Here is a 9,942-nt window from a genome sequence, read left to right on the forward strand (position 1 = left end):
CGCCCCGGCGACGCGGCTTCAGCCGCCCGCCATGGCCACCGTTGCAAGAAGATTCGTGACACCCCCAGATCGTGGCCCAGCGGCAGAAGGGAGCCGGGATGCGCTGGGGTCGGGACACCAGCGATGCGTTGGCTTCCCTGAGCACCCTCTCTTTGTGGGGCGGCGCAGCCGCCCCGCGCCCCACCTGCGGAGGCAGATCTATGCGAATCTGGCACCAGCTGCGCTGGCGGATCGTCGGCGCGCAGATGCTCGTGGTGGTGGTCGGCGTGGTCACGCTGACAGTCACGGCCGATGTCCTGGCCACCCGCAGCGTCTCCCCCGCGCTCCAGCCCGCCTTCCACGACGCGGTGCTCCGCTCGTTGGTCGTGGCCGCCGTGGCGGCCACGACCGCCGGGCTGGCGAGCAGCCTGCTGCTGGCGCGGGCGATCCTGCGGCCCCTGGGCGCGATCACGGCGAGCAGCCGGCGGATCGCTGACGGCCGCTACGACCAGCGCGTGGCTACGCCCGACAGCGCCGAGCTGCAGGCCGTCGCCCTCAGCTTTAACCAGATGGCCCAGAACCTTGAGCAGGTCGAGCGCCAGCGCGTGGCCATGATCGGCAACGTGGCCCACGAGCTGCGCACGCCCCTGGCCGGCCTGGAGGGCTACCTGGAGGGCCTGCAGGACGGGATCGTCCCCAGCTCGCCCGCCACCTTCGGCGATATGCGGCACGAGGTGCGCCGCCTGCGCCGCCTGGTGGACGACCTCCAGGCGCTCTCGCGGGTGGAGGCCGGCCAGGAGCAGCTGCGCTTCTCGCGCTTCGACCTGCGCGATATCGCCCGCCGCGTGGTGGGCCAGCTCAGGCCCCAGGTGATGGACGGCTGCCTCCAGCTGGAGGGCGACGACGATGCGCCGGCGATGGTCTTCGCCGACCCCGACCGGGTCGCGCAGATTCTGGTGAATCTGGTGGGCAACGCCATCCGCTACACCCCGCCCGAGGGCTGCATCACCGTGCGCCTGATCGCCAACCCCGACACCGTCCGCGTGGTCGTCCACGACACCGGCATCGGCATCCCCGCCGAGACCCTGCCCTATGTCTTCGAGCGATTCTACCGGGTTGACCCCTCGCGGGCGCGGTCCAGCGGCGGCAGTGGGATCGGCCTGACGATCTCGCTGCACCTGGCCTGGGCGATGGGCGGCGACATCACCGCCGCCAGCGACGGCCCCGGCCAGGGCAGCACCTTCACGCTGAGCCTGCCCCTGGCTGCAGCGGGCCAACAGGGGTAGAGGCGGCTCGCGAGCTGCCCCTACGGCCCCATCCACCCAAAAAAATGGTTGTCATTTCCTTAAGATGGGACTTGATTCTTATCGCCGCGCGATCTATAATACATCACCGATAGAGATATATGCATAATCGTATATGCGCATCTGCACAGCAAGGCGGCAGTGCAATGAACCAGGGTCTCGAGGAAGAGATCAACCAGCTCCACGCAGAGATCTGCCAGGCGCTCTCTGACCCCAAACGGATCAGCATCCTCTACGAGCTGGTCGATGGGCGCAAGAACGTCGGTCAGCTGGCGGTGAGCCTGGGGCTTGACCAGCCAACGGCGTCGCGGCACCTCAAGGTGCTGCGCGAGCGGCTGATGGTCAACACCGAGCGTGAGGGCTCGAACATCTACTACTCGATCGCCGACCGGCGCGTGATCGAGGCTCTCGACCTGCTGCGCGCCGTCCTCGCGGCCAACCTGGCCCAGCGCAAGAATCTCGCAGATATCCTCAGCTAACCTGCACCTGGCGCACCCGCGCCGGGTGTTTTTTTGATACCTGACCCAGGCACGGCCCACGGCGTTCTCTTGCCCCACAACGGCGGGGCGCGGCTTCGTGTACCCAAAAACCCACACTAAGGAGGAGCGATGACCTTGCTCAACGCGGACAAGGTGCTGGACTGCACCGGCATGCTCTGCCCCGTCCCGGTGGTGAAGACGGCCAAGGCCATCCGCGAGATCGCGGTCGGCCAGGTGCTGCGCATGGTCGCCACCGACCCCGGCGCCGTCCCCGACATGCAGGCCTGGTCGCGGCAGACCGGCCACGAGCTGATCGACAGCCACACCGAGGGCGACACATTTATCTTCCACTTCCGACGCAAGAAGTAATTGCAGATTGCAGATTGCAGATTGCAGATTTGGCGCTGCAATCTACAATCTGCAATCTGCAATCTGCAATTCAGAGGGAGGCTTCCTATGTCGCAGAGCGACCCGAACCAGCCCACCCGCCTGGCGCTGATCGCCAGCAAGGGAACGCTCGACTGGGCCTACCCGCCCTTCATCCTCGCGAGCGCCGCCGCCGCCATGGGCTGGGATGTCGCGATCTTCTTCACCTTCTACGGGCTGACCCTGCTCCAGAAAGACCTCTCGGCGGCCAGCGTGTCGCCCCTGGGCAACCCGGCCATGCCCATGCGCCTGCCCTTCGGCCCCGACTCGCTCCAGAAGATGGACCTGCCCATCCCCACCGCGCTCATGTCGCTGCCCGGCTTCAACGTGGCCGCCACCACCCTGATGAAGCAGACCTTCTCGAACAAGGGGGTGTCCACCGTCGGCGAGCTACGCGAGATGTGTGTGGACCTCGGGGTGCGCATGATCGGCTGCCAGATGACGATGGATGTCTTCGGCTTCAGCAAGGATACGTTTATCGACGGGGTCGAGATCGGCGGCGCGGCGACCTTCCTGGAGTTCGCCTCCGACGCGAATGTGTCATTGTTTGTGTAAATGTAGGGCCGAAGCATTCGCCCCGGATGGATTGGCGCGCAGGCAGGCACCATGGCGAATGCTTCGGCCCTACACAATATGAGAAGGAGCATACCCTGTGAGCGACGACGAGGACGTCAAGAAGGTGCTCTACGTGCAGACCCACGGGACGGCCACGCCTGAGCGCAGCGCCACCCCGTTCTTCCTGGCGACGGCGGCGGCGGCGATGGACTGTGAGGTGGGGATCTACTTCACGATGAACGGCCCGCAGCTGCTGGCCAGGGGCGCGCCCGAGACGGTGATCGTGCCGAAGGCGGGCGGCGGCGGCAAGGAGCTGCGCTACTTCATCGACCAGGCGCTGGATATGGGCGTGGAGCTGTATGTCTGCCAGCCCTCGCTCGACCTGCACGGCCTGACGATGGCCGACATGATCGACGGCGTGAAGATGATCGGCGGCGCGGCATTTAACGAGATGGCGCTCAACGCCGACGCGGTGATCTCGTTCTGAGAGGAGCAGCCCATGGGCCTGTTTGCCGACAAGTACCCCGAGGTGCCCTACGAGGAGAAGTCCCGGCTGTGGGAGGAGGTCAAGGCCGACGCCCGCTTCCCCGACTACCTCTACGGCTGCTACGAGTGCGGGATCTGCGTGGCCGCATGCCCCTCGGCCCGCTTCTACGATTTCTCGCCGCGCAAGAGGCCTGATCACCATCCTGCGCGAGGTGGCCGTCAACAACGGCCTGCGCTCGGCCAAGCAGGCCCTGGAGGGCTACAGCCGGATCGTCTACAAGATCATGGGCACCGGCACCCAGGTCTCGCCCGACATGCTCCAGCCCGACGCCTTCCCCGACTGGGGGCCGCAGGTGCGCCGGGTCTCTGAGGAGCTCGACCTCTGGCGGCGCGCCCTGCCCCCCGAGACGCTGCACACCACCAAGACGGGCTGGCAGGTCGATGATACGACGCTGATCGAGCTCTACCTGATCTGGTACACCACCGGGGTCATGGACATGATCGCCAACGTGGACGAGGGGCTGAACCTCATCCTCAGCGATGTGATGGAGGAGGTCCTGGAGGACGCCGGCTACGAGATCTAACTTTTAGTGTTGCGATTTGGCGGCTTCGCCGCCAAATCGCAACACTAAAAGTTCTGTGGGGCGGCTTCGCCGCCCCAAACCCCAACCGGAGGTAGGCATGGGTATTCCCACAGAGGCGCTGACGAAGACGACGCGCCGCTTTGAGCGCGGCGGCGACATCCCCACCGAGGACTATCACGACATCATCAATGAGCTGGAGGCCGACGGCGAGCTGATCGTCCAGCGCGTGCCCGAGCCCTACATCGAGGTGATGACCAAGTACGGTCGCATGAAGAAGATCCCGCTGAACACGACCTGGCACCACAAGTCGTGCGGGCAGTGCGGCCACATCCCCGGCTACTCGACCTCGATCTTCTGGCTGGTGCGCAAGCTGGGCTTCGACTATATCGACCCGACCGACCAGACCTCCTGCACGGCCTGGAACTACTACGCCTCGGCCACCTCCAACTCGGCCGCCCAGGCCGCCGTCGCCCACCGCAACTTCGCCGCCGCCTACGAGACGGGCTACTTCCCGATCATCCACTGCGGCACCTCCTACGGCCACTATAAGGAGACCCGCGAGGAGCTGATGCACCACGGCGACCTGCGCCGCCAGGTGCGCGATGTGCTGGCCAAGTTCGGCAAGCCGCTGGTGATGCCCGAGGAGATCGTCCACTACTCGGAGTGGATCCACGCGGTGCGCGATAAGATCGCCGCCCTGCAGACCCGCGACTTCTCCAACGTCGCCACCGTCGTCCACCCGGCCTGCCACTACTACAAGCTGGTCCAGGAGGACGCGATCTACGACGAGGAGATCTACGGCGGCCAGCGCACCGCCACGGTCAGCGCGACGATCGTGGCCCTCGGCGGCCAGGTGCGCGACTACTCGACCTGGTTCGACTGCTGCGGCTTCGGCTTTCGGCACATCCTGGTCTCGCGCGACTTCACCCGCTCCTTCGCCACCCTGCGCAAGATCGAGGTGATGAAGCAGGAGGCTAACCCCGATGTGGTGATCACCCACGACACCGGCTGCGTGACGACGCTGGACAAGAGCCAGTTCGCCACCGGGGCCGCGCACGGGGCCAACGTCGGCGTGCCGGTGATGTCGGACGCGCAGTTCGCCGCCCTGGCCATGGGCGCGCACCCCTTCCGGGTCTGCCAGCTGCACTGGCACTCGACGGACTACCGCGCGCTGCTGGAGAAGATGGGCATCGACCACGAGGCGGCATGGGCCGAGTTCCAGCAGGACCTGGACGACCTGAAGGCCGGGAAGAAGAAGTACCTCTCCTGGGAGGATGTCGGGTAGGTTGGGGGGTGGGGGTTGGGGGTTGGGGGTTGGGGTTGAGGTGCCGACCATCCTGGCAGGGGCGCAGCAGCGGCATCCCATGCTTGGCCTTCGCCCCCATCCGTATGGCGCCGCTGCTGCGCCCTTACTATGCATGGAGCGACATATGCCCGCAGACAATGTCATGGTGATCGGCGGCGGCCCGGCGGGGCTGGAGGCGGCCCGCCTGCTCGCCGATATTGGCACGAAGGTGACGCTGGTCGAGCAGCGCGACTTCCTGGGCGGCACGCCCATCGCCGAGAACTACGCGGCCCTGACCCACGGCTTCCACAGCGCCGAGGAGATGATGGGCGCGATGGTGGCCCGGGTGGCGAATAACCCGCTGGTCGATGTGCGCCTGGGCAGCGCGGTGACGGCCTCCGAGGGCGAGGCCGGCGACTTTCGGGTCACGCTGGCCAGCGGCGGGGCGAGCGAGGTGGTCGCGGCCGGGGCGGTCATCCTGGCCACCGGCTTCCAGCACTTCGACCCCGGCCGCGAGACGCAGATGTACGGCTACTACGAGTACGCCGATGTGATCACCCTGGCCGACGCCGAGGGCATGCTCAAGCAGGGCAGCTTCCTCAAGCCCTCCAACGGCCAGGTGCCCGAGCGGGTCTGCTTCATCCAGTGTGTCGGCTCGCGCGACCGGCAGATCGGCAACGAGTACTGCTCGAAGGTCTGCTGCGGGATCTCCTCCAAGCAGGCGATCGAGGTGCGCCAGCTCTCGCCGACCACCAAGGTCTTCATCTTCTACATCGACATGCGCATGTACGGCTACTGGGAGAACGAGATCTACTGGCCGGCGCAGGAGAAGCACCACGTCCAGTACGTCAAGGGGATCATCACCGAGATCATCAAGAAGGGCGACCGGCTGCTGATCCGCGGCGAGGACACGACCATGGGCCGGCCCATGGAGGTGCCCATGGACGTGGTGGTGCTGGCGGTGGGAATGGAGGCCAGCCAGGGCACCCGCCAGATGGCCCAGCTCTTCGGGGTGGCCCAGAACAAGTATAAGTTTATCGACGTGCCGCACTCGGCGCTGGACCCGGTGGCCACCTCGGTGCCGGGGATCTATGTGGCCGGGGCGGCCGCCGGGCCGAAGGATCTGGACGATACGATCGGCATGGCCGGGGCGGCGGCGATCAAGGCGGCCGGGCTGCTGCGGCGGCTGGTGATGGCGTAGGGTTTGTAAGGGCGCAGCAGTGGCCCCGGATGCATATCAGTGGCCGTGAGGTATTCGGGCCACTGCTGCGCCCCCACCAGGAACAAGATCATGACCACGCCGAACATCAGCATGATCAGCAGCGGCGGCCAGCCGGTGGACCTGGCGGCGATGCAGGAGTTTATGACGGCCACGCTGGCCGCCATCCAGGACGCCGAGCTGAGCGATGTCGAGGCCGCGCTCCAGGAGAAGGGCCGGCGCATGCGCGCGCTGCTCAGCCGCGAGGCGCTGCCCGCGCTCAGCGAGGAGCAGCTGCGCGGGCTGCTGCGCGCGGTCTTCGCCACCCGCCGGCGCGCCCCCGAGATCCTGGCCCAGGTGGGGGCCGCGCCGCTGCGCGATGCGATCGGCCACCTGCTCTATGACGCCGCGCCGGTCGAGGCGCGCTTCCAGCAGTTCGTCGACTCGCTCTCCGGCTGGTTCCAGGACGTGCGCGTCCTCCGCCCGCGCAAGTCGTCCGACAGCCGGGCCAGCCAGAGCGCCGAGCAGAGCGCGCTCACCGAGAATGTCTTCTGCGACCTGGCCAGCGAGCTGCTGCACTTCACCGACCCGCAGCAGCACTGGCTCTGGACGCGCTGGATGTGGGAGCCGCGCGCCGGCACCGGCGCCCTGCCCCTGGTGACGATGGAGGAGTGCGACCTGCACGGGCGCACGGTGGGCGAGACCTATGTGAAGGTCGGGGTGACGATCGCCTTCGTGCGCGCCACCGGCGACGCCGCCGGCATGCGCTCGGTTGGCGCGGGCGACTACGGGATCGATGTGTTCCTGGCCTGCGTCTACGCGGTGTATATGTACACCACCCTGCGCCTGCGCATGACCCAGGAGTTCAACAAGGTTGTCCCGCCGCTGCCGGACCTCATCCGCCGGCTGCTAGGCGTCTATCACTGAGACACTGAGACACTGAGACACTGAGGTATTGAGTCTCTGAGCTACATGAGGAAGGTGTGAGCGGAAGATGCGAGCGCAGTGAGCCACCAGAATCAGTGCCTCAATATCTCAGTGCCTCAGTAATTCAGTGGTATAGGAGCATGGTATGCCCCAGCCGATTGAGCAGCAGAAGGTCCTCCAGGACAAGGTCAAAGAGCACGAGCACCTTGTTGTCGAGGGCATGGATATCTCTGGCCACTGGAACCGCATGTTCGGCCAGCGCGCGATCTTCGACTATGACCCGGATAACCTGGCGAAGGTGGCCACCCTCCAGGGCGGCGAGTCGCTGGAGTGGTGCTACGGCTGCGCCAAGTGTACCGCCGTCTGCCCGGTGGATATTGTCGGCGACTACTCGCCGCGCAAGATCCACCGTAAGACCCAGCTCGGGATCGACCTGTTCACATCCGACGACCTCTGGCTCTGCACGACCTGCCGCAACTGTCTGCGGGTCTGCCCCAAAGAGGTGGACATGATCCAGATCATGCCCGCTGTGCGCGAGCAGGCGGTGCTGGCCGGGAATGTGCCGGCCGAGCTGCAGAAGGCGTTTGAGGATACGGCCAAGTTCGGCAATCCGCTCGGCCAGGCCCAGCGTAAGCGCGACGCTTGGACGAAGGACGCTGGCGTGCCCGTTCCTGTTATGTCAACCATCAAGCGCCCGGTGGACGTGCTCTGGTACGTGGGCTCCTACCCCTCCTACCACCCGCGCGGCATCGACGCGGCCCGCGCCGCCGCCCGCATCTTCGCCGCCCTCGGCGTGGACTACGGCATCCTCGGCAGGGAGGAGAAGGACGACGGCGACTCGCAGCGCCTGGCCGGCGAGAAGGGCCTGTTCGAGATGCTGGCCGAGGACAATATCGCCGCCTTCAACAGCTACGAGTGGCAGCGCATGGTCGTCACCGGGCCGCACGAGTACAACGCCTTTACGAACGAGTACCCCAAGCTGGGCTTCGACCGCCCGGTGCAGCACTACACGCAGTTCCTGGCCGAGCACCTGGACGAGCTGCGGCCGCTGCTCAAGCACGAGGTCAAGGCCCGCGTGACCTTCCACGACCCCTGCTACCTGGGGCGGCACAACGGCGAGTACGACGCGCCGCGGGCTCTGCTCCAGGCCATCCCCGGCGTGGAGCTGGTGGAGATGGGGCGCTGCCGCGAGAACGGCTACTGCTGCGGCGGCGGCGGCGGCGGCATGTGGCTGGACTCGTTCACCGCCAAGCACACCAGCATGCGCCTCTCCGAGCGGCGCGTGCGCGAGGCCGCCGAGTACGAGGCCGAGATCCTGGCCGTCTGCTGCCCCTTCGAGGTCTCGCGCTTCGAGGACGCGGCCAAGAGCACCGGCAACGATAGCCTGAAGGTGCGCGATATTCTGGAGCTGCTGGACCTGTCGATGCGAGGATGATGGTTTGTATTGTCGTGCCAGCTTCGCTGGCACGACAATACAAACCTCTTGAGGAACTATTCAATGAAGATTGTTGTCGCGATTAAGCAGGTGCCCAGCCTGGCCGACGAGGTCGAGCTGAACGCCGAGGGCACCAACCTGGACTTCGACGCGGTGGACTTTGTGCTGAACGAGTGGGACGAGCAGGCGATCGAGCAGGCGGTGCTGGTGAAGGAGGCCGGCGGCGGCGCGGTCACGGTGATCGGAGTGGACGCCACCGGCGAGCTGGACGGCGTGCTGTACACGGCGCTGGCCAAGGGCGCCGACGCCTGCGCCAAGGTGGCCGGCGACTTTGCGCCGGGGCTGACCAGCCACGCCCAGGCCCGCCTGCTCTCGTCGGCGATCATCGCCATGGCCCCCGACCTGGTGCTGACCGGCGTGCAGGCCCCCGATGACCTGGACGGCCAGCTCGGCCCGATGCTGGCGGCGCTGATGGACCTGCCCTATGTCGGCGTGGTCAACAGCGTGCATGTGTCTGGCCGCACGGCCACCGTGCATAAGGAGTACGCCGGCGGGCTGATGGCCGAGTTCAGCGTGCAGCTGCCGGCGGTGGTCGGCGTGCAGGCGGCCAGCCAGCCGCCGCGCTACGCCCCGGTGAGCAAGGTGCGCCAGCTGGCGAAGACGGCCACGATCGAGGAGATCGAGGGTGCCGACGATGGGATCGAGTCGGGGCTGGCGGTGCGCTCGATGACCAGGCCGGTCTCCGCCGGCCACGCCGACATGATCGCCGGCGACGCCAAGGCCGTCGCCGCGCGGATCATCGCCATCCTGAACGAGCGGGGGCTGATCTAGATAGCCGATAGCCGATAGCCGATAGCCGATGAAGGGGCTGTGCCCAATCTGCAATCTGCAATCTGCAATAGGAAACTTCTATGAGCAATGATATTCTGGTGATCGCCGAGCATCTGGACGGCAAGATCGCCGATATTTCCTATGAGATGACGGGCAAGGCCCGCGAGCTGGCCACCGCCCTGGGCGGGAAGGTGACGGTGGCCCTGCTGGGGTCGGGCATGGCCGGGCAGGCCGGCGGGTTCAACAGCGACACGACGCTCTGCATCGATGACCCGGCCCTGGCCAACTTCAACCCCGAGGCCTACGGGCGGGTGGTGGCCGCGCTGATCGCCGCGCGCGCCCCGCGCCTGACGCTGCTCGGCTCGACCTCCAGCGGCATGGATCTGGCCGCGTGGCTGGCCGTGCGCAGCGGGCTGCCCTGCGTCGCCTCGGTCAACCAGCTCGCCGCCGAGG

General features: G+C 66.7%; 11 protein-coding genes and 1 pseudogene. All 12 read left to right on the top strand.

Annotated elements, in window-relative coordinates:
• The first annotated feature begins 200 nt into the window (after positions 1-200).
• The gene (locus K2Z83_RS24905; RefSeq protein ID WP_220597879.1) at positions 201-1,265 is read left to right on the top strand and encodes a cell wall metabolism sensor histidine kinase WalK; all 1,065 of its coding nucleotides are present in this window, start codon (positions 201-203) and stop codon (positions 1,263-1,265) included.
• Between the two features lie 164 nt (positions 1,266-1,429).
• Positions 1,430-1,762, top strand: a complete 333-nt coding sequence (locus K2Z83_RS24910; RefSeq protein WP_220597880.1) for a helix-turn-helix transcriptional regulator — start codon at positions 1,430-1,432, stop codon at positions 1,760-1,762.
• Between the two features lie 129 nt (positions 1,763-1,891).
• Complete coding sequence (locus tag K2Z83_RS24915; protein ID WP_220597881.1) at positions 1,892-2,131, top strand: sulfurtransferase TusA family protein; 240 nt, start codon at positions 1,892-1,894, stop codon at positions 2,129-2,131.
• A gap of 87 nt (positions 2,132-2,218) precedes the next feature.
• On the top strand, positions 2,219-2,743 hold the full coding sequence (locus K2Z83_RS24920; RefSeq protein ID WP_220597908.1) for a DsrE/DsrF/DrsH-like family protein: 525 nt from the start codon (positions 2,219-2,221) through the stop codon (positions 2,741-2,743).
• Between the two features lie 97 nt (positions 2,744-2,840).
• Positions 2,841-3,230 (top strand): DsrE family protein, encoded by a 390-nt coding sequence (locus K2Z83_RS24925; protein WP_220597882.1) that lies wholly within the window; start codon positions 2,841-2,843, stop codon positions 3,228-3,230.
• 211 nt (positions 3,231-3,441) lie between these two features.
• The gene (locus tag K2Z83_RS24930; protein WP_220597883.1) at positions 3,442-3,813 is read left to right on the top strand and encodes a hypothetical protein; all 372 of its coding nucleotides are present in this window, start codon (positions 3,442-3,444) and stop codon (positions 3,811-3,813) included.
• A 97-nt stretch (positions 3,814-3,910) separates the two neighbouring features.
• Positions 3,911-5,098, top strand: coding sequence for a heterodisulfide reductase-related iron-sulfur binding cluster (locus K2Z83_RS24935; RefSeq protein WP_220597884.1), 1,188 nt, complete (start codon positions 3,911-3,913; stop codon positions 5,096-5,098).
• Between the two features lie 145 nt (positions 5,099-5,243).
• Entirely contained in the window at positions 5,244-6,299 is a 1,056-nt protein-coding gene (locus K2Z83_RS24940) for an FAD-dependent oxidoreductase (protein WP_305082523.1), read from the top strand.
• A 90-nt stretch (positions 6,300-6,389) separates the two neighbouring features.
• A complete protein-coding gene (locus K2Z83_RS24945; protein ID WP_220597886.1) occupies positions 6,390-7,223 on the top strand; it encodes a hypothetical protein in 834 nt (277 codons plus the stop codon).
• Between the two features lie 145 nt (positions 7,224-7,368).
• Positions 7,369-8,658, top strand: coding sequence for a (Fe-S)-binding protein (locus K2Z83_RS24950; protein ID WP_220597887.1), 1,290 nt, complete (start codon positions 7,369-7,371; stop codon positions 8,656-8,658).
• 63 nt (positions 8,659-8,721) lie between these two features.
• Positions 8,722-9,489, top strand: coding sequence for a hypothetical protein (locus K2Z83_RS24955; protein WP_220597888.1), 768 nt, complete (start codon positions 8,722-8,724; stop codon positions 9,487-9,489).
• Positions 9,490-9,569: 80 nt separating this feature from the next.
• Positions 9,570-9,942 (top strand): annotated as a pseudogene (locus K2Z83_RS24960) (electron transfer flavoprotein subunit alpha/FixB family protein); the annotation flags it as partial.

The sequence above is a fragment of the Oscillochloris sp. ZM17-4 genome, from assembly GCF_019599295.1.
Taxonomy (GTDB): Bacteria; Chloroflexota; Chloroflexia; order Chloroflexales; family Chloroflexaceae; genus Oscillochloris.